Here is a 21,364-nt window from a genome sequence, read left to right as displayed (position 1 = left end):
CTGCTAGTTATTAGAAAGATTTTTTACACATTCTGCTAGCAGCTAGCAGCTAGTGGCTAGTAGCTAGCTGCTTCTCCTTATATTGCACCACTGATATGGACAATAAATTCATCGTTTCGGCGCGTAAGTATAGACCACAGAATTTTAGTACGGTGGTGGGGCAGTCGCATATCACTACTACACTGAAAAATGCAATTAAGAATAATCAACTGGCGCATGCATTTTTGTTTTGCGGTCCGAGAGGTGTGGGTAAAACCACCTGTGCCCGTATTCTTGCTAAAACGATCAATTGTACCAATCCCACTCCAGATGGTGAAGCATGTAATACTTGTAATAGTTGCGTTTCATTTGATGCCGGAACTTCTTTGAATATTCATGAGCTCGATGCAGCAAGTAATAACTCAGTAGAAGATATTCGAACCTTGGTAGAACAGGTTCGTTTTGCACCACAGGCCGGTAAATACAAAGTATATATCGTGGATGAGGTACATATGCTCAGTACCAGCGCCTTCAATGCTTTCTTGAAAACACTGGAAGAGCCCCCATCCTACGCTATTTTTATTTTAGCTACGACTGAAAAACATAAGATACTTCCCACCATATTGAGTCGCTGTCAGATTTTTGATTTCAAAAGAATCACGAATAATGATACGGTTGAACATTTACAGGAAATTGTAGAGAAAGAATCTATTCAGGCAGAAAAAGCTGCATTACAGGTCATCGCCCAAAAAAGCGAAGGTTGTATGCGTGATTCATTGAGTATTTTGGATAAGATCGTAAGTTTTACCAATGGAACCCTTACCTACCAGAATACCTTAGAACATTTGAATATTCTGGATGAAGATTATTATTTCCGATTACTCGAATCTTTACAAAAACAAGACATGGCTGCAGCTATGATGTTGTATGATGAGATCAATAGAAAAGGGTTTGAAGGCGATTTAGTGATAAACGGTTTTGCTGAGTTTATTCGCAACTTACTGGTATGTAAAGATCCCAAATCTGCTACTTTATTGGATGTAGTGGAAGGCTTACAAGAAAAATACATTCAAACAGCAGCCAACACCAGCCTTTCGTATTTGGTGAGTGCACTCAATATTCTGAACGAAGCCGAGATTCAATTTAAAATGGCGCGGAATAAGCGATTGCATGTTGAACTCGCTATCATTAAACTGAATTTCCTCCAACAAGCCATCGAATTGTCTTCCGAAAACGGACAAATCATTAAAAAAAAACGACTTGATGGTCCAATAGCTTTCCGAACTAAGACAGTTTCATCCTTACAGGTAAAAACTGTTCCGGATCAGGCTCCACCAAAGTTGTTGATACAGGAAGAAAAGAAAACTTCGGTTCGGCCTGTTGTATCAAATCCAACGATTCAAGCTCCTCCGCCTACCAGACCCGCAGCCGTTAAACCTGTTTCACCAACTATCGGTGTACCTAAAAAAAGTTTATTGGATGCTTTGCGAGAAAAAGTAGGTGATCAGTATGCCATTGAAGAAGTAAAAGAAGCGGAAGTACTCAATCTAGAGAAACTGATGCGCTGCTGGAATGAATACACCCAAAAATTAGAACAACAACAAAAACATTCATCGGTAGGAACATTTAAAATTGCTCAACTGCAGATCGAAGATGATATTCACTTCTCTGTCACAGTCCCCGCACTTACTGCACAGAAATTTGTAGAGCAGGAAAGAATGATGTTAATCGATTACCTACACACTGCATTTAATAACCGAGCTATTACTTTTAATATCCTGGTAGAAGCTACCGAGCGCGAAGATGTACCCATTCACCTCAAACTCAACAGCAAACAAAGATTTGAACGCATTGCCGAGCAGTATCCGCTCATTCGAGAATTAAGAGATCGATTGAAGCTGGAGATAGATTATTGATTAGAGTCCATGGTCCATAGCCTATAGTTGATAGTCAATAGTGCATATCTTACTTGCGGCTTGAAGCTTGTAGCTAAAACAATTACCTTTATAGGTATCTTAATAAGAAAATTCTATGCCCAAATCCACATTCAAATACACAAACAATGAGGTAACCGTTGTATGGAAACCGGATACATGTATTCATAGCAGAATATGCTGGACTCAATTGAGAGAAGTATTTGATCCGGCGAAAAAACCTTGGGTCAATATAGAAGGCGCAACAACCGATGCCATCATTGAACAGGTAAGAAAATGTCCGAGTGGCGCCTTGAGTTATTTTATGAATACAACGGGAGAAAATACAGCAGAAAAAGATATTCAGTCGGAAGTAGCAAGCATTATGAATATTCAAATTAAACCCAACGGTCCAATATTGATCACTACCGATTGTGAGATCACCCACAGCGATGGTAGAAAAGAAATCAAACAAGGAACCACGGCATTATGCCGTTGTGGAGAATCATCTAATAAACCTTATTGTGATGGAACACATAGAAAAGTAGGATTTGAAGCAGAATAAATGATGAATATTGAATAATGAATATCGAAGTTGGATATTCATTATTCAATATTCATCATTCTGCTGTTTTTATAGTTTCTTACTCTTAGCATACCCATTCTTTAACAACCATTGTAATACTTTCTCTCGTTGGTCTCCTTGAATGATTATTTCTCCGTCTTTCACAGAACCGCCTGTTCCACAAAAATTTTTGAGTTGTTTTCCTAGTTTTTCGAGATCGTCTGTTTTACCGATAAAACCTGTTACCAAGGTCACCGATTTACCGGCTCTTTGCTTTTTATCCAATAAAATACGCAGCATTTGCTGAGTAGGAGCCTGCGTATCCGGTTCTTCTTCCCGTTCCGGCTGAAATTGAAAGTTCGGATCTGTGCTGAAGATAAAACCGTTGCTGTCTGATTTGAATTTCTTAGACATACTTAGATTTTGGCAAAGTAACTGAAAACTGAGATCCATTTCCGGGCTCACTTTTCACAGATAATGTTCCATGATTGGCCTCTACAAACTCTTTACACAATAGCAAGCCAAGACCCGCACCCTTCTCATTTTTTGTACCCGTAGTTGTAAAATGGGTATTGACCTTGAATAATTTCCCGATCTGTTCTTTTGTCATACCAATACCATTGTCTATAATATCTAATATCGCCATATGCTCATCTTCGCGGTATTGAACAGTAATGCTGCCCCCTTCTTCCGTGAATTTAAGTGCATTCAATAATAGATTTCTGAGAATGATATCAACATGATGCACATCAGCATAGGCTTTTGCAGTAATGGATACATCATTATGAATAACAATTTTCTTTTGATTGGCTGCACTGGTGAGCAAGTGAGAATTATTTTCTACCATTTCATACAAGGAACATTCACTCGCCTGAACATCTGTTACCCCTTCCATCTGATTACGAGACCATAATAACAGATTGTCCAATGTAGTATTCAGTGATGTAATTTGCTTGCCCAACGCATGCTTGATCTTTGTAAATGCATCTTCTGATAAACTTTGTTTGTCAATTAACTGCAATACCCCACTCAATGACGAAATAGGCATTCGAAGATCATGAGAAAGAATAGAAAATATTTTGTCTTTTTGAAAAGATGCTTGCTCCAAAGCCGCTTTCTGTAATCGTAATTGTTTATTAGCAAGTTGTTTAAATTGATTTCTTCTCCAAGATACGAGCCAGAGAGCCATCACAAGCGCCACTACTACTAATAATAAGAAAGTATATAAACGTTGATCCTTGATTTTTTCTTTCTGAGCCTCATCTTCTTTTTTTAAAAGATTGATCTCAGCTTGTTTTTTCTCTGTCTCAAAAGCAACCTGCATTTGTGCAAATCTGGCTCGGCTTCTTTCTTCAAAAAGGGTATCGTTTAATGCGACATGTATCGCTTGTGATTCGTATGCTTTTTTGTAATCACCTATTTGTGCATATGAGAAGGCCAATAATTTCTGAATCGTTGCTTGTTCACTTTTGGCTCCTAATATTTTCGATACAGCTACTGCTTCTTGTAAATAAGTGATTGATACTTTCCATTGTTTTTTTCGCTGGTATGCTTTTCCCAATCGATACAGCGATGTTTCAATAATGAAATTACTCTTAGCTGCTCGAGCTGCTGTTAATGAAGCTAAAAAATAATCAATAGAGCGGTCAATGGAACCTTCTTCAAAATATACATCGCCCAAAGTACGTAAGCTAAAAGCTATCAGGTACTGATCTCCCAACTTAGAGTTATGCTCTAAAGCTGCGTGTCCGAAAATGATCGCAGAATCTTTGATTTTTGCACGATGTGCACAGAATGCAATATTATTCAAACTTCTACCCACTCCTAAAGGATTATTGAGTTTCGCATGAATACTCATTTCCTTATGAAAATAATCCATCGACTCCCGATACTTGGCTTGTGAGTTATAAATAGCCCCTACATTTCGATAAGAAATTGCTAGTTGAGACAGCAATTGCAAAGAGTCATTGATTCGAAGTGCCCGTAGGGCATAGTCAAACCCCTTTGAGTAATCACCCTTACGGTAGTAAGCCCAACCGATATTGTTGAGCGCTTTTCCCAATCCGGGTACATCCTTGATCTTTATCGCCTGTAGTTGGGCTTTGATGGCAAAATCGAGAGATTGATCTGCGTCTTTATCTGAGAGTTCCTCTGCAATCTGATTCAGTACACTTACATAAGTACTATCCTGTTGAATTGTTTTGGATATAAGTATCAAAGAATCAGCCTTGGGTGTTTGTGCACTGATTATTCCAGAGAGTAACAGAAGGAATAGTACAGGAATTGATCTTATCATCATGAGCAAAAAAGGCGTATTCAAAAGCAAACATCATTAGATGAAGACCAAGATACGCTAAACCCGCTTATTTTCCAACAGCCTTATGCGATAATAACCGCTTTCAAACTCAGATCCAAGCTCTGTGCCTGATGAATGAGTCCCCCTACACTTACATAGTCAACATTTGTAGCTGCATAGGCTTGTATATTTTGTAAGGTAATACCACCACTTGCTTCCGTTTCAAAACGACCATTGATCAATGCTACGGCTTCTTTTACTTGGGTAGGCATAAAATTATCCAGCATAATTCTAAATACTTTACCCGTGGCTTTGGTACAAACCAACTCAACATCCGATAATGTTCTTGTTTCTACTTCAATTTTTAAGTGAGGATGATATTGTGTTACATAATCATATGCTTTATCGATAGCTTGTATAATACCACCCGCATAATCTATATGATTATCTTTTAGCATGATCATATCATACAATCCAAATCGATGATTAACCCCACCTCCTATTCTTACTGCCTCTTTTTCCAACAAGCGAAAATTGGGTGTTGTTTTACGTGTATCTAATAGACGCGTGTTATATCCTTTTAATCGTTCCGTGTATTGACGGGTAAGTGTTGCAATGCCACTCATTCGCTGCATGCAATTCAATACCAGTCTTTCACAGGAAAGAATGGTATGAATAGACGCTGATACTTCAAAAGCCGTTTCTCCTTCTTGCATAGCGTCACCATCAGACTTATGTATTGTGAATACAGCATCAGGATCCTGCATGCTGAATATTTTTTTGGCAATCTCTACTCCTGCTAAAATGCCATTTTGCTTGATTTTTAAGACTGCTTTCCCTTTCTGATCCCGAGGAATACAACTTAAGGTGGAATGATCTCCTTCACCAATGTCTTCTTTTAGTGCTGCAGTTACCAATATCTTTAAGTGTTCATCAAAATGGTTCATACAACAAAACTAAAATATATTCATGGACCCTATAAAAATAATCCGCCTATTGTTCTCTTAAAAACAACAGGCGGCGAATCTCAATACGAGATTAACATATTCATATCATTTAAAATCAATCACGCAAAATGTCGAAACTAAATATTGCTCCCGTGCCGAATGGCCCCGTCCTTGTTACTCCGCCTCAGGCAGACATTGACCTCTGATCATCCGCCCCGGCGGATGATCTGTCTTAGCTACGCTTGACACCGACCCCAATGAGGCCCGTCCACAAGGACTGATTAAAAATTATTTATTGATCATCACTCGTGCCTTAGTCTTTTTACTACAGCTTTAGAATATAGAAATATATAAATAGGCAATCACGTTATAAGATTAACTGATTCGTAGCGAAATAATCTTGAACTTGGCAGCTTGTGATTTGATCAGTACAGTGATATTATATCCTTTATTATTCTTGTCAGACGAAACGAGTTTACCGACCAGATAAGTGGTACTCCCCAAATCTCGATTGGATAGTTTTTCAAAGCCCGTAATTGCATTCTCTGTGAAAAAAGTCTTTAGCGCAATGGAAGCCTGATTCTTACTGATATTTTTAATTTCATCTTTATCCAGAAATTTCAGATCTACATAAGTATCAAAAGATTGAGCAATTTCTTCTGTATCAGCCTTTTTAAAAGCATTAAAGATCTGATCCAGACTATTCTCCTGAACTACAAAAGACATGGCTAAAAACGCCCATCCCACAGTCAAAAAAAATGTTTTCATACAGTTTATTTTGTATTCACTATTATAATGTGCCAAAAACATGCCAACTTTGAATGCAGTTAAAGTTAATGCCTAATCAGCAATTAATAAACCATATCATTTTTTAATATGAATAAAAAAGTCATTCTCCTCATCATGGATGGGTGGGGTTTAGGTAAAACCGCAAGTGCTGATGCTATCCAACAAGCAAATGTACCCTTTGTGTCTTCTTTATATCAGCAATATCCAAATACAACATTGATTACCTGTGGTGAAGAAGTTGGGTTACCGGAAGGACAAATGGGCAACAGCGAAGTGGGCCATTTGAATTTGGGGGCAGGAAGAATTGTGTATCAAGAATTACAACGTATCAATGTAGCTGTTAAGACAGGGGAATTGGCCAACAATGCCAATTTCTTAGCAACATTATCGTATGCCCAAACCCATCAAAAAGCACTGCATCTGATCGGTCTGGTAAGCGACGGTGGTGTTCATTCACATATTGATCATCTAAAAGCCATTTGCGATCTCTGTCAAAAGAACCGGTTATCCCAAGTTTTTATTCATGTATTTACCGATGGAAGAGATACCGATCCAAAAAGCGGACTGGGTTTTGTGAAAGAATTGGAAGCTCATTTACAACAGTCGGTAGGCACCATTGCAACAGTTAGTGGCAGGTATTATGCAATGGACAGAGATAAAAGATGGGAAAGGGTAAAACTGGCTTATGATTGTTTGGTGAATGCGGTAGGCCCCACCGCTACAAGTGCTGTAAGCGCCATTGAGAACGCTTATAAAAATGGCACTACCGATGAATTCATTTTGCCTACCATTATTACCAATGAACAACAACAACCCATCGCCACTATCAAAGAAGGTGATGCAGTGATTTGTTTCAACTTCCGCACCGATCGTTGCCGTGAGATCACAGAAGTACTTACACAACAGGCCTTCCCGGAACAAGGGATGCAGCCTTTACAACTTCATTATACTACCATGACGCAGTATGATCAGAAGTTCAAAAAAGTGAATGTAATTTTTGAAAATGATAACCTTACCAATACCCTTGGTGAAGTATTGGAAGCACATGGTAAGCGACAAATACGTATTGCTGAAACAGAAAAATATCCGCACGTTACTTTCTTTTTTAGCGGCGGCAGGGAAGTACCTTTTGAAGGTGAAAAAAGAATCATGGTGCCCTCTCCCAAAGTAGCTACTTATGATCTACAGCCTGAGATGAGTGCTGTTGAAATTACAGATCAACTGATTCCTGAAATTGAAGCAGGAGCAGTTGACTTTGTTTGTTTGAATTATGCAAATACAGATATGGTTGGACATACCGGCGTTTTCAGTGCTGCTATGAAAGCCGCTGAAACAGTAGATAGCTGTGTAAAACGCGTAGTAACTGCCGGACTTGCATCAGGCTATACTATTTTCCTGACTGCAGACCACGGCAATGCTGATTTTATGATTAATGAGGATGGTAGTCCCAATACAGCACATACCTTAAACCCCGTTCCATTCTTTATCATTGATAAGGAATGGAAAGGAGCCATCAAGCCCGGCAAATTAGGTGATTTAGCCCCTACCATCTTAACAATGATGAATCTTCCGATTCCTGCTGAAATGACGGGAAATGTCTTAATTTAAACGCATAAACAACCCAAACCAATCATGAAAATTGTCAAAAAAATTTTGTGGGTGCTTTTGATCGCCCTTGTAGTCATACAGTTTATTCGTCCTGAAGCCAATGCCTCTACCGATATATCAGGCAATATCAAAAACCTGTATACTGTTCCTGAAAATGTAAATGCCATTCTTGTAAAAGCCTGTAACGATTGTCATACCAATAATACTGTTTATCCATGGTATTCAAAAATACAACCGGTTGCATGGTGGTTAGATGATCATGTTAAAGAAGGTAAATCTCATTTGAACTTTGATGCTTATACTTCTTATAACCTGAGAAGACAATATCATAAAATGGAAGAAGTGATTGAGCAGGTAAAAGAAAAAGAAATGCCGTTGAATTCTTATACATGGGTACACCGTGATGCCAAACTTACTGATGACGAACGCGTTGTTTTAACAAACTGGGCGCAGTCTGTAATGGATACGATGAAAGCTAAATATCCATTAGACAGCCTGATCAGAAAAAAGAACTGAGTTGCTTGTATTACGTAAGTGTATAGCAATTTTCTTTTTATTATTGGTGTTATCTCCAATGACAGGATTTGTATTGTTTCATCATCAACAAAATCAAATACGATCAGATGTAAAAAAAGCTTTTAAAACCAAAGAGCTTTCTACTGTTCGGGTCAAACATCTACGTTGGTATAAAAAAAATAAAGAAATCATTGTAAATGGTACTCTGTTCGATGTAAGTTCCATCCGCAAAGAAGCAGATGGAACTTACACCGTAAAAGGCTTATACGATTATCAGGAGCATAAATTGCATGCTTTGATGGATAAAGCTGCTCATAAAAATAAAGGAGCAAGTAGAATACTCTCTTTTTCATTTTGTTTTATAAGTGATCAAATTTCGTCTTCAGTTCAAGTAACTAGTACAGGTTTTTTCCTTCGCACTTGTTATGCTACTGATATTGTTTCTTGGAAACCACAATTTCAACCAGACCTCATCGCACCCCCGCCAAAGCAAATACTGTTTAGAACATCATTTTCTTAATTATTAAACAGTACATCCATGCGAATAAATATGGGGTGGACATGTACTTTATGGTCGTGTCTACTATTCAATATACACTTACAAGCACAACAAAAAAAAGACAGCATTTCAACAGATAACGAGTCCGTTAATCTGAATGAAGTAACCGTATATGCAAACAAATTTGCCGAAAGATCCGGTCGTGTTGCTCAAACTGTAAAAAGTATCCGAGACAAGAATACATTGAATATGCAGGCCAATACCGGCGATATCCTCATCAATACCGGAACTTTATTTGTACAAAAAAGTCAGCAAGGGGGTAGCAGTCCGGTAATACGTGGTTTTGAAGCAAGTCGTGTATTGCTTACCGTTGATGGAATCAGGATGAACAATGCTATATACAGAGCCGGACATCTACAGAATGTCATTACCATCGACAATATGATTCTCGACAGAATGGAGGTATTGTATGGTCCATCATCAACACTGTATGGTAGTGATGCCTTAGGTGGTGTAGTGAGTATGTACACCCGAAATCCAAAATTATCTAGCGGTACAACAACAGAAGTTTCCGGCAGCAGTACGCTTCGTTATACCAGCGCCATTGATGAACAAAGAGGTAATGTCATATTCAATATTGGTGGAACAAAATGGGCATCGCTGACATCAGTGACATACGGAACTTTTGGTGATATGAGACAGGGTAAGAACAGAAACAGTAAATACCCTGCTTTTGGTTTAAAACCATTTCTTGTTCAAAGAGTCGGGAATACAGATATAGCTGTTCCTAATCCCAACCCTAATCAACAAACGCCCTCCGGCTATGAACAGATAGATGTATTACAGAAGTTTTTATACAAAGCATCTGATAAAGTTGATCACATTTTTAATTTTCAGTTTTCCAATACAGGAGATATCCCTCGTTATGATCGACTCAGTGAAGGCACATTGGCAGCACCTGTGTTTGCCGAATGGTATTACGGTCCGCAGTTACGCAACTTGGCATCCTATCATCTCAATGTTTCCCAACAATATGGCTTTTTTCAAGACTTGAAACTCACTGCCAGTTTTCAGGATATCGAGGAGAGCAGAATAACACGTCGATTCAATAATAACAATAAAGATTATCGATGGGAAAAAATCAATGTATTCGGATTGAATTTTGATGCGAAACACTACAAGGGTAAACATGAACTTCATGTAGGCGCTGAAAGTTATACCAATTTCGTTCGTTCAACAGCAGAACGCCGCAATATTGTAACCGGAGCACTGAGCAGAATTACTACCCGATATGCTGATGGTCCTACAAAAATGGCATCTAATGCATTGTACGCACAACACACGTATAAGATCACTGACGAGTGGACTTTGAACGATGGCATTAGATTGAATTTGATAAGATTGGATGCCAGGTTTGCAGATACTACGCTTATGCATTTCCCCTTTAATAAGGCGCAACAAAATAATATCGCCGTTACAGGAAATATTGGACTGGTATATGCTACAAAAGACAATTTCCGACTAGCCATGATTCTTAGCAGTGGTTTCCGCACTCCTAATGTAGATGATCTGTCGAAAGTGTTTGATACCAGAACCGGTATTGTAGTAGTACCCAACCCTAATATCAAACCTGAATATACATACAATGGAGAGCTGAGTATTGCCAAACAAACCAAAGCATTTTCATTAGGTGCTTCATTATTTTATACCATTTTCAGAAATGCACTTGTGCTGGATAAATACAAGTTTAATGGACAAGACAGTATTTTATACAGTGGTGTACGCAGTGCTGTATTTGCCAATCAAAATAAAGCCAGTGCTTATGTAACAGGCTTTAGTTTAAACGGTTCTCTTACCATTGCAAAAGGAACAGCGATAGATGGAGTATTTACCTATACCTATGGAAGATATACCGATCAAAACAAAGTGAAGGTTCCATTAGATCATATTCCACCGGTATATGGAAGAATAGGTCTTAAAACACAACAGGACACTTGGAATGCAGAATTTTATACTTTATTCAATGGGTGGAAGAGATTAAAAGATTATAATCCGAACGGAGAAGACAATTTACAATATGCAACAGCAGATGGAATGCCTTCATGGTTTACTTTGAACCTGAGAGCAGGATTGTTTATCACTAAAAAACTACAATCGGTACTATTATTAGAGAATCTTACCGATAAGAATTACCGCTATTTTGCCAGTGGTATTTCTGCTCCGGGAAGAAATCTGTCTATTTCATTGAAAGTAGATTTCTGATCACGCTAACTATCTATTGTATTGTTTTAAAGCCCGCTGACGAAAGATCAGCGGGCTTTTAGTTACTTTGCAGCATGCAGATCCGTAAAGCCTCTTACCTAATATCCAGTCCCACTTTCGATAAATGTCCCAAACCGGACAAACCGGAGTATGCATTTATTGGAAGAAGTAATGTGGGTAAATCATCCTTGATCAATATGATCACGGGACAAAGAAGTCTGGCCAAAACTTCTGCTACGCCGGGAAAGACACAACTCATCAATCATTTTGTCATTGAAAGCAGCGCAGCAGAAAAAGGACCTCGTGAACAATGGTATCTGGTGGATCTGCCCGGCTATGGTTATGCTAAAAGATCTCAGAGTGATAGAAGAAGATGGGAACAGATGATTGAAGGATACTTTAGAAAGAGAACTAATCTTACTCAAATATTTGTGTTGATCGATAGCAGACATGGTCCACAAAAAAATGATCTGGAGTTTATTAGTCAGCTAGACAAATGGGGTGTTGTATTTTCATTGGTTTTCACCAAAACCGATAAGGAAAAACCCGCGGTTGTAGAAAGAAATATCAAAGCTTTTTTTGATACCCTTAGAGAGAGTTGGCAGTTTTTGCCAAGACATTTTGTGACGAGTGCGGAGAAGAAATTGGGGAGAGAAGAAATGTTGGAATTTATTCAACAATGTAATCAAGCGTTTCAAGGGTCTTAGGATTTAGCTTTCATCTAGGGTACATGATAAAAATCAGTGATGGAACGCAGATTTTTATGATGGTTTATGATGGTAATCTATCGGCGCTCATCATAATAATCATAAAAAATCTGCGGCCTATAAAAGCTTGAAAACTTTTGGAAAGTTTCGAAACTTTCTAAAAGTTGATCCTCTTTCCGGCGATGTCATAATGTGATGCCTTCTTTGGTTGCATAATATACAATATGACCTAATAACAGTTTTTTTTCAGCCCATTCATTTCTTGTTTGAAGAATGATATCGAAGGGGGTTTCAAAATCATGTGTAAGTTGTTTTCGTATATTTTTTTCATACCCTAACTTGGACTTGCTATCTAAATCCTGATCGGTAACGATCAGCAGGTCTACATCACTTGATACAGAAGCCTCTCCACGTGCCCGTGAACCGAATAATATAACATTCGCCCCAGGCAAAAAACTGTGGATAGATCGTTTGATATCTTCATGTATCAACTTACGCATACTTAAAATTATTAAAAAAACAGGGAAAAAGTTTTGAATATTAAAATATATTTCTATATTGTTATTCCCCATATGTTTCCATCGATCTTATAACAGATCTGAATAAAAAAGCCCCGTATTGTAAGACGAGGCGGCTTAAATGTTTTCACAACGGAATAATCCTTATTGTGATTTGCTTTCAGTTATAAAACTATAAATGATTTTTTATATGAGCAAGAAAATTTTAGGGCTTGATTTGGGTGTTACATCAATTGGATGGGCTTTAATTGAAGAATTAGAATCAAATAAAAAAATTCTAGGAATGGGCTCGCGTATTGTACCACTGAATACAGATGAGAAGACTGAGTTTTCAACTGGCAATAAAATATCAAAAAATCAAACCCGCACAATTAAAAGAACCCAAAGAAAAGGCTATGATCGCTATCAGCAACGAAGGGCAAATTTGACAAGGGTTTTACTTGAACGTAAAATGTTTGATGAGCAACTTTTTAAACTAAGTAGTTTAGAACTCTGGGGATTAAGGGCTAAAGCTGTTAAAGAGAAAATTTCATTAACAGAAATTGGTCGTGTTTTGTATCACTTAAATCAAAAACGAGGATATAAAAGTTCAAGAACTGATGCAAACATGGATAAAAAGGATACAGATTACGTTGCAACGGTAAAAGGAAGGTATCAGACTTTAAAAGATTTAGGATTTACTATTGGTGAAAAATTCTACCAAGAGCTCAAAGCTAACGAGTATTATAGAATAAAGGAGCAGGTCTTTCCGCGAGAAGCATATATTGAAGAATATGATTCCATAATGCTGGAGCAGTCACATCATTATCCAGAAATTATTACAAAGGATTTAATCCATAAAATCAAGTTTGAAATTATTTATTACCAACGCCCACTTAAATCGCAAAAAGCTCTTGTAAGCAAATGCGAACTCGTAGGATTTTGGACAAAAGATAAGACTGGAAAGCAAATATTTGTAGGTCCTAAAGTTGCTCCAAAATCATCTCCATTATTCCAGTTGTGCAAGATTTTGGAGACCATTAATAATTTAAGTCTAAAAGTCAAAAATCCTGAAATATCTAAGCATAAATGGTTAGACTTTTATCCTTCTCAAGAACAGAAAAATACTATATCTAAGTATCTAAATGAAAATGAAAATTTAACGTATGCAGAGCTGTTGAAAATTTTAGGTCTTAGAAAGGAAGACGTTTATGCAAATAAACAAATTATAAATGGATTGCAGGGAAACACAACTGTCACTATACTAAAGAAACTGATCGATAAAAAGCATCTGCAATTCGATCTGAAAATAATCACTAAAGAAGACGCGAAGCAGTTAGTAGATAGAAAAACGGGAGAAGTTCTTTGTGAAGAACTATATGCCGAAGTGTCTTCATCGTTTGAAGTAGAGCCGTTATATCAGCTTTGGCATACAATATATTCAATTAAAGAAGAAAAGGAATGTCAAGAAGTATTAATAAAAAAATTAGGTGTTGATAATGAAATAGCGTTACAACTGTCGAAAATAGATTTTACGAAGCAGGGTTTTGGCAATAAGTCTTCTAAAGCGATTAGGAAAATACTACCCTATCTAATGCGGGGACATGTTTATTCTGATGCATGCGAATTTGCTGGGTATAATCATAGCAAAAGTCTGACAAAAGAAGAAAATCAGAAAAGAGTAATTGCGGAAAAATTAGAACTCTTACCTAAAAATAGTTTGAGACAGCCTGTAGTTGAAAAAATTTTAAATCAATCCATAAATATAGTTAATGCAATAATTAATCGTTTTGGAAAGCCTGATGAAATTAGGGTTGAGCTTGCAAGAGAATTGAAGCAGAGTAAAGATGAAAGGAATCAAGCAGAACAAAGAAATAAAGCCAATGAGAGGCTGAATGCAGAGATTGCCAATAGATTGTCCGAATTCGGCTTACCTGGAACTAAACGATACATACAAAAATATAAGTTCATATTCCCATCACAGAGTAGAAATTTAAAAGATGCACACGTTGAAAATACTTGTATTTATTGTGGCAAATCATTTAGCATAGCCGAAGCTTTAACTGGTGATAATTTTGATGTTGATCACATAGTTCCAAAATCATTGCTTTTTGATGATTCACAAACAAATAAAGTGCTTGTACATAGAAGCTGTAATGCCTCCAAAACCAATCAAACAGCTTATGATTTCATAGCCAAAAAAGGGGAATCTGAGTTAAACGGATATATTGAACGTGTAGATGAATGGTTTAAAAGGGGGATTTTATCATATTCTAAGATGCAGAGATTAAAAGTTTCTTATCAAGAATATTTAGAAAGAAAATCTAAAAAAAAACAAACTGATTCTGATATAAAGCTTTGGGAAAGCTTCATCGAAAGACAATTGAGGGAAACGCAATATATCTCAAGAAAAGCAAGATATATTTTCGAAAACATCTGCAACAAAGTATCAACAACAGAAGGCACCGTAACTGCTGAGTTAAGAAGATTATGGGGTTGGGATGATGTTTTAATGAACCTCCAGTTGCCTAAGTATAAAGAATTAGGCTTAACTCAGATCAAAGAGTGGACAAGTGATCATGGTAGAAAAAAACATAAAAAAGAAGAAATAATTGAGTGGACAAAACGAGATGACCACAGACATCATGCAATTGATGCTTTAGTAGTCGCATGTACAAAACAAGGCTATATTCAAAGAATTAATACTCTAAGTTCTAGTGATGCAAAAGATGCAATGCGGAAAGAAATTCTTGAATCTGCTCTAGTTTTCGATGAAAAGAGAAATCTGCTAGAACAATACTTAATTAAAGAAAGCCCCTTTAGCACCTCAGAAGTTGAAAAAGAAGCATCAAAAATTATCATCTCATTTAAATCTGGAAAAAAAGTAGCAACTAAGGGTATCAGAAAAGTTAAAATAAACGGAATAAAGCAGGTTGTTCAAAAGAATATCATTGTACCAAGAGGTGCCCTTAGTGAAGAATTTGTTTACGGTAAAATCAAAAAAATTGAAAAAAATAAACCTTTAAAGTACTTATTTGAAAATCCCAGTAAGATTGTTGAACTGGAAACTAAAAAGCTTATTATAGATCGTTTGAATGAATTTAATCAGGATACGAAAAAGGCTATTCAATCAACAAAAAAGAATCCACTATTAACAACAAAAGGAATTGCTATCGAATTTGGTAATTGTTTCAAAGATGAGTATGTGATTAAATACCCATTACAATCTTTAAAAGCAAAAGATATTGATTTTATTGTTGACAAAGGAGTAAGAGACATTATTCAAAAGCATTTAGCAAAATTTGATGGTAAGGAAAAAGAAGCTTTTAAAGAACCTGTTTGGTTTAACGAAGAGAAAAAAAATCAGATTAGAACTGTAAGAAGCTTCACAGGTTTGTCTGCTGTTGAACCTGTTTCAAAAGATAAAAAAGGAAATGATATTGGCTTTGTAAAACCCGGTAATAATCATCATATAGCCATTTATAAAAACGGCTCTGGTGAATTTTCGGAGCATTCATGTACTTTTTGGCATGCAGTAGAAAGATTAAAATTTAAAATAGCCGTAATTATTAAAGACTCCAATCAAATATGGACTGATATTATCAACAAAGAATTACCTGACTCTTTTATTGAGAAATTACCAGAAGATAATTTAAAGCTAGAATATGTATTGCAACAAAACGAAATGTTTATTCTAGGTATGCATAATGAAGAACTAGAAACGGCAATTATTAATAACGATTATTCACTACTAAGTAATTTCATTTACTTGGTTTGGAGTATAGCAGATAATGATTACTGGTTTAGGCATCATCTTGAGACAAAGAATTCTGATTTAAAGAAAGTTACGACAGCGAAAGATTCTAAAAGATACTATCGTACAAGCCTTAATGGATTTTTAAAACTGAATCCTGTCAAAATAAAAGTTGATTGTTTAGGTAGAATTATAAGGTTGTAGATGATAAAACGTACTATTTGCATAGAAAGCCCTTGTCACCTTCACTGTCAAAATGAACAACTGGTAGTCAGCTATACCCGTGTAAAGGGTATGGAAGAGGCTCCGGATAAAACCGTACCCATAGAAGATATCGGTATTTTGGTATTAGAACACCAACAAATTACCATTACCCATTACTTGCTAGACAAACTGGCAGCCAATAACAGCGCTGTTATTACCTGTAACAGTCAGCACCACCCAAGTGCTTTATTGATGCCACTGGAAGGTCATACCCTGCAAACTGAACGTTTTCGTTTTCAAATTGAAGCAACAGAGCCCTTAAAAAAACAACTTTGGCAACAAACCATTAAAGCCAAAATTCATAATCAAGCAGCAGTACTTGAAAAATGGCAATTGCCTAGCCAATTACTATTGAACCTCAAACAAAAGGTAAAAAGCGGTGATAGCGATAACCATGAAGCACAAGCATCTGCGCATTACTGGAAGAACCTCTTCCCCCCTGCCTGGCAGTTCTTCCGGCATAGAGAAGGACCTCCCCCCAATAACCTGTTGAATTATGGTTATGCCATCATCCGGGCAACCATGGCAAGGGCTTTGACAGGAGCGGGGTTATTACCTGCCTTGGGTATATTTCACCGGAACCGGTACAATGCCTATTGTTTGGCAGATGATATCATGGAACCATACCGACCATTTGTGGATCAAATTGTGAGGAACATTATTGACAAAACCTCGCATGTGGAGGAGCTCAATCGCGACTTAAAGAATCAGTTACTCAAGCTGCCTACCGTAGATGTGCTGATTGAAGAAGAAAGCAGCCCCTTATTCGTAGCCACGCAGCGTACGGCTACTTCATTGGCCAAATGTTTTGCGGGGCAGCAGCGAAAGATCGCTTATCCCGTTCTGCCATGAAAGCAGACCGTTTAAATGCATACCGAATTATGTGGGTAATCGTATTTTTCGACCTGCCCGTGGTCACCAAAAAAGACCGGAAAATCTATGCCGATTTTCGAAAGAAACTGCTGCAAGACGGGTTTGGTATGTTCCAGTACTCCATTTATTTGCGGCACTGCCCCAGTATGGAAAATGCCCAGGTACATATCAAAAGGGTAAAAAAACAATTACCCGAGAAGGGGCATGTGGTCATGATGACCATCACCGACAAACAATTCGGGATGATTGAGATTTTTCAGGGTAAAAAGCCTGCCGAACCCTTGGAAACGCCTCAACAATTAGAATTATTCTAAAAATAGGATAGTCTAAACTTTAACCCAGCAGATAAAACAAGCGCTCAGAAGCCCATTTTTCAGCGAACACGATCTTTGATAACCCTTACCGGTATTGCATTTCAGCCAATCCTGTTGTTATCAAAGATCGTTGTTCCTGAAATTGAAAGCAAATCACAACGGCGATATATAACAAAGAGATCTACGCATGTTGTTATCAAAGATCGTTGTTCCTGAAATTGAAAGCAAATCACAACAAGTCTTTGGTTATATCCCTCGGTACAGTGGTTGTTATCAAAGATCGTTGTTCCTGAAATTGAAAGCAAATCACAACTAGAATGCTTAACAATGAATTTAACTAACAGTTGTTATCAAAGATCGTTGTTCCTGAAATTGAAAGCAAATCACAACAGTAGACTGGTTAAAGCGCCGGGAGCGGGAGTTGTTATCAAAGATCGTTGTTCCTGAAATTGAAAGCAAATCACAACTGTACTATGGATGGAAAAAGGTGTATCGTTGTTGTTATCAAAGATCGTTGTTCCTGAAATTGAAAGCAAATCACAACACAGTCAATTGATTTTATATAACTATCTCTGTTGTTATCAAAGATCGTTGTTCCTGAAATTGAAAGCAAATCACAACACGCCCGGCGTAACAACGGTATCAGTTTCAGTTGTTACCAAAGATCGTTGTTCCTGAAATTGAAAGCAAATCACAACTAGCTACGTATTGCCTTTCTAAACCTGCAAGTTGTTATCAAAGATCGTTGTTCCTGAAATTGAAAGCAAATCACAACCAAACCAATGTGCCAGGCAATAAGTATTGCGTTGTTATCAAAGATCGTTGTTCCTGAAATTGAAAGCAAATCACAACAGCTATATTAAACAAAGAGATTTACGCATCGTTGTTATCAAAGATCGTTGTTCCTGAAATTGAAAGCAAATCACAACAGCAGAACAGCGTTATTTCAAAGGTGCATCGTTGTTATCAAAGATCGTTGTTCCTGAAATTGAAAGCAAATCACAACACAGCAACCCGATCTTATGCAACAGTTCAGTTGTTATCAAAGATCGTTGTTCCTGAAATTGAAAGCAAATCACAACTGGTTACATTATGGGCATCATGTCTGTAAGTTGTTATCAAAGATCGTTGTTCCTGAAATTGAAAGCAAATCACAACTAGCAGAGCATCTATTATTTATAATGATCTGTTGTTATCAAAGATCGTTGTTCCTGAAATTGAAAGCAAATCACAACTGGTGTAGAATAATCAACTACTAGGTTTTCGTTGTTATCAAAGATCGTTGTTCCTGAAATTGAAAGCAAATCACAACTCGAAAATACAACTTTCCCCCAAATACCAAGTTGTTATCAAAGATCGTTGTTCCTGAAATTGAAAGCAAATCACAACTGATTAGCGGAAGGCATAGCGGCAAGCGTGGTTGTTATCAAAGATCGTTGTTCCTGAAATTGAAAGCAAATCACAACGTGTTTCAGGATCAATGGGTGCCGTTGATGTTGTTATCAAAGATCGTTGTTCCTGAAATTGAAAGCAAATCACAACAAGCAACCAACAGGGTGTATTTGGATGCAAGTTGTTATCAAAGATCGTTGTTCCTGAAATTGAAAGCAAATCACAACATACAAAGTGCTGGCAGATGCTACCGGTCAGTTGTTATCAAAGATCGTTGTTCCTGAAATTGAAAGCAAATCACAACCTGCGCAGGAATCGTTTGTCTGCTTCCTGAGTTGTTATCAAAGATCGTTGTTCCTGAAATTGAAAGCAAATCACAACTGCGTACTATCCGTTCCGTGTGAAGATGCAGTTGTTATCAAAGATCGTTGTTCCTGAAATTGAAAGCAAATCACAACAAATAGGGGTGGCCGGTGTGATCTATTCCGGTTGTTATCAAAGATCGTTGTTCCTGAAATTGAAAGCAAATCACAACAATGGACGATTTACCATTTTAAATTGTAGTGTTGTTATCAAAGATCGTTGTTCCTGAAATTGAAAGCAAATCACAACAGAACAGCGCAATTGATTAATGGTTACAGTGTTGTTATCAAAGATCGTTGTTCCTGAAATTGAAAGCAAATCACAACGGACTGGTCGTTGGGCCGGAAGGCTGGTGCGTTGTTATCAAAGATCGTTGTTCCTGAAATTGAAAGCAAATCACAACTATAGCCGATCAAGAACGTAAGCGCCAAGCGTTGTTATCAAAGATCGTTGTTCCTGAAATTGAAAGCAAATCACAACACATGAGCCAAGCGATAATCAAATGTCACGGTTGTTATCAAAGATCGTTGTTCCTGAAATTGAAAGCAAATCACAACCACTCAACAAAACGTACAACGCGCACTGCGGTTGTTATCAAAGATCGTTGTTCCTGAAATTGAAAGCAAATCACAACTGGTACAGGGGGCAACGCTTATTCTTCATCGTTGTTATCAAAGATCGTTGTTCCTGAAATTGAAAGCAAATCACAACTCGAGTGGAGAATACAACATCTGAGCAAGAGTTGTTATCAAAGATCGTTGTTCCTGAAATTGAAAGCAAATCACAACCTGTTTGCGGACTTGGTTTCTTACATAGACGTTGTTATCAAAGATCGTTGTTCCTGAAATTGAAAGCAAATCACAACTTGTCCTGTAATTGCTTTTTTCTGTTTGCGTTGTTATCAAAGATCGTTGTTCCTGAAATTGAAAGCAAATCACAACATCACTTATGCATAGTGCAACCCCTGCGGGGTTGATGATGTTTTAATAAAATGGGAGCTACCTTCTTTTACCCCCCCGGGGTATTGCTTATAAAGGGCAAATAAATTGTACGAATAAAGATTACTTTAAGATAAATGTTGCCCACATGCTTCAAATATCTTATTGCAGATAACATGAAAGTATCCATCATTATGATAAGAAGGCAGCTACTTTTTTAAACCAACAAAATATTCATGGTTTTTGACGACTCCCGGATTTTTCCATAAGGTGTGGTTCCACAAACATTTGGAAATGATCGTTAATAACAACAATGTTCTATCAGCCCTCATCATAATAATCATATCCAAAGGATCCTATGGAAAAATCTGCGGCCCATAAAAGCCTATTGTAATAATTAAAGACCCTAAAATTTTGGAGAGATTTCAAAACTTTCAAAAGTTAATGGTCACAAATACTTCATAGTTGCTTCGTATCAGTAATGATCTTGTACCATGAATAAAACCAATATAAACCGTATATAAGCCCTATATAAGCCCATTATAAGCCCATATTTTAAGAATGGACTTATATACATATTAAACTTGTATTTTATTAATAAAATTTATATATTGTATCCATATTAGATATGAATAAGCCTCCTACATGCTAAAATGGAGGTATTGATAACCACTTTACAACCAACCTATGGCCATCCTTAAAAACCTCACCGAATTCACTGGCAGCTTGGGTAATATCAGTGCCTATCGTCGTAAAGACAGCGACAAGGTAATTCTGCGCATGAAAGGCGGTGCTACCAAGAAAAAAATAAAAACAGCGAAATCTTTTGAGCGCACAAGGGAACTCAATGCTGAGTGGGGTGGTTGTGCTAAAGCTGCCAGTAGTTTA

16 protein-coding genes and 1 CRISPR repeat array are annotated in these 21,364 nt (G+C 37.2%); of the genes, 11 read left to right on the top strand and 5 right to left on the bottom strand.

All coding sequences use genetic code 11. The annotated features are described in order from the left end of the window. Window positions 1-95: 95 nt before the first annotated feature. On the top strand, window positions 96-1,895 hold the full coding sequence (locus ACTIEV_RS05700; RefSeq protein ID WP_322195591.1) for a DNA polymerase III subunit gamma/tau: 1,800 nt from the start codon (window positions 96-98) through the stop codon (window positions 1,893-1,895). A 115-nt stretch (window positions 1,896-2,010) separates the two neighbouring features. Continuing rightward, complete coding sequence (locus tag ACTIEV_RS05695; RefSeq protein WP_322195592.1) at window positions 2,011-2,457, top strand: (4Fe-4S)-binding protein; 447 nt, start codon at window positions 2,011-2,013, stop codon at window positions 2,455-2,457. A 69-nt stretch (window positions 2,458-2,526) separates the two neighbouring features. Here the strand turns inward: ACTIEV_RS05695 and ACTIEV_RS05690 are convergent, their stop codons facing one another. From ACTIEV_RS05690 to ACTIEV_RS05675, 4 genes are all read right to left on the bottom strand, one after another. Beyond that, window positions 2,527-2,871 carry a translation initiation factor gene (locus ACTIEV_RS05690; protein WP_322195593.1) on the bottom strand — a complete coding sequence of 115 codons (345 nt, stop codon included), beginning with the start codon at window positions 2,869-2,871 and terminating at the stop codon, window positions 2,527-2,529. Then, on the bottom strand, window positions 2,864-4,756 hold the full coding sequence (locus ACTIEV_RS05685) for a tetratricopeptide repeat-containing sensor histidine kinase (RefSeq protein WP_322195594.1): 1,893 nt from the start codon (window positions 4,754-4,756) through the stop codon (window positions 2,864-2,866). The genes ACTIEV_RS05690 and ACTIEV_RS05685 overlap by 8 nt, the downstream gene beginning before the upstream one ends. Before the next feature lie 80 nt (window positions 4,757-4,836). Next, complete coding sequence (gene nadC / locus ACTIEV_RS05680) at window positions 4,837-5,700, bottom strand: carboxylating nicotinate-nucleotide diphosphorylase (RefSeq protein ID WP_322195595.1); 864 nt, start codon at window positions 5,698-5,700, stop codon at window positions 4,837-4,839. Window positions 5,701-6,075: 375 nt separating this feature from the next. After that, entirely contained in the window at window positions 6,076-6,468 is a 393-nt protein-coding gene (locus tag ACTIEV_RS05675; protein ID WP_322195596.1) for a DUF4783 domain-containing protein, read from the bottom strand. A gap of 108 nt (window positions 6,469-6,576) precedes the next feature. On the opposite strand from ACTIEV_RS05675, the gene gpmI reads away from it, so the two are divergent. From gpmI to yihA, 5 genes are all read left to right on the top strand, one after another. After that, window positions 6,577-8,097 carry a 2,3-bisphosphoglycerate-independent phosphoglycerate mutase gene (gene gpmI, locus ACTIEV_RS05670; protein ID WP_322195597.1) on the top strand — a complete coding sequence of 507 codons (1,521 nt, stop codon included), beginning with the start codon at window positions 6,577-6,579 and terminating at the stop codon, window positions 8,095-8,097. Window positions 8,098-8,121: 24 nt separating this feature from the next. Continuing rightward, window positions 8,122-8,613, top strand: coding sequence for a heme-binding domain-containing protein (locus tag ACTIEV_RS05665; RefSeq protein ID WP_322195598.1), 492 nt, complete (start codon window positions 8,122-8,124; stop codon window positions 8,611-8,613). A gap of 1 nt (window position 8,614) precedes the next feature. Next, window positions 8,615-9,133 (top strand): hypothetical protein, encoded by a 519-nt coding sequence (locus ACTIEV_RS05660; protein ID WP_322195599.1) that lies wholly within the window; start codon window positions 8,615-8,617, stop codon window positions 9,131-9,133. 18 nt (window positions 9,134-9,151) lie between these two features. Continuing rightward, window positions 9,152-11,374: a TonB-dependent receptor plug domain-containing protein gene (locus ACTIEV_RS05655; RefSeq protein WP_322195600.1), complete on the top strand. Its 2,223-nt coding sequence runs from the start codon at window positions 9,152-9,154 to the stop codon at window positions 11,372-11,374. A 74-nt stretch (window positions 11,375-11,448) separates the two neighbouring features. Further along, the gene (gene yihA / locus ACTIEV_RS05650) at window positions 11,449-12,081 is read left to right on the top strand and encodes a ribosome biogenesis GTP-binding protein YihA/YsxC (protein WP_322195601.1); all 633 of its coding nucleotides are present in this window, start codon (window positions 11,449-11,451) and stop codon (window positions 12,079-12,081) included. 185 nt (window positions 12,082-12,266) lie between these two features. Here yihA and ACTIEV_RS05645 read toward each other — a convergent pair whose 3' ends face one another. Further along, a complete protein-coding gene (locus tag ACTIEV_RS05645) occupies window positions 12,267-12,581 on the bottom strand; it encodes a nucleotidyltransferase domain-containing protein (protein WP_322195602.1) in 315 nt (104 codons plus the stop codon). A gap of 208 nt (window positions 12,582-12,789) precedes the next feature. Here ACTIEV_RS05645 and cas9 point away from each other — a divergent pair, with 208 nt between their 5' ends. The 4 genes from cas9 to ACTIEV_RS05625 form a co-directional block, all read left to right on the top strand. Then, window positions 12,790-16,536: a type II CRISPR RNA-guided endonuclease Cas9 gene (cas9, locus tag ACTIEV_RS05640; protein ID WP_322195603.1), complete on the top strand. Its 3,747-nt coding sequence runs from the start codon at window positions 12,790-12,792 to the stop codon at window positions 16,534-16,536. Continuing rightward, entirely contained in the window at window positions 16,537-17,448 is a 912-nt protein-coding gene (gene cas1, locus ACTIEV_RS05635; RefSeq protein WP_322195604.1) for a type II CRISPR-associated endonuclease Cas1, read from the top strand. Then, window positions 17,445-17,783, top strand: coding sequence for a CRISPR-associated endonuclease Cas2 (gene cas2, locus ACTIEV_RS05630; RefSeq protein ID WP_322195605.1), 339 nt, complete (start codon window positions 17,445-17,447; stop codon window positions 17,781-17,783). Before cas1 ends, cas2 begins: the two co-directional genes overlap by 4 nt. A 113-nt stretch (window positions 17,784-17,896) precedes the next feature. Beyond that, a CRISPR array of direct repeats spans window positions 17,897-20,479; the repeat unit is 47 nt; unit sequence GTTGTTATCAAAGATCGTTGTTCCTGAAATTGAAAGCAAATCACAAC. 684 nt (window positions 20,480-21,163) lie between these two features. Next, the coding region (locus tag ACTIEV_RS05625) for a hypothetical protein (RefSeq protein WP_439516239.1) at window positions 21,164-21,364 on the top strand (201 nt) is incomplete at its 3' end.

This window comes from Sediminibacterium sp. (genome assembly GCF_051861365.1).
Taxonomy (GTDB): Bacteria; Bacteroidota; Bacteroidia; order Chitinophagales; family Chitinophagaceae; genus Sediminibacterium.
This window is presented reverse-complemented; position numbering and strand designations above follow the sequence as displayed.